The sequence below is a fragment of the Cronobacter sp. EKM101R genome (genome assembly GCF_963888145.1).
Lineage (GTDB): Bacteria > Pseudomonadota > Gammaproteobacteria > Enterobacterales > Enterobacteriaceae > Cronobacter > Cronobacter turicensis.
Genome location: NZ_CAWPHW010000066.1, coordinates 1 through 214 on the forward strand (window position 1 = coordinate 1; position 214 = coordinate 214).

Genomic DNA, 214 nt, shown 5'->3' on the forward strand with positions numbered 1-214 from the left:
GGATATCTCCGGTAAGCTGACCAGCACCGGGAACAGCGCCGTCAGCGGTAACGCCACCGGCAGCGGCACCGGCGTGAATCTCTGGGGCACCGGCGTGCTGAACAACACCACCGTCAGCGGCAGCGGCGTGGACGGTGCCGGCGTGAGCCTCAGCGGCAACATCACTGACGGTAATATCAGCGGCAGCGCCACCGGCAGCGGCACGGGCGTGAAC

General features: G+C 67.8%; 1 pseudogene. It reads left to right on the plus strand.

The annotated features are described in order from the left end of the window. Window positions 1-214, plus strand: a pseudogene (locus tag AACV31_RS21485) (adhesin); the annotation flags it as partial.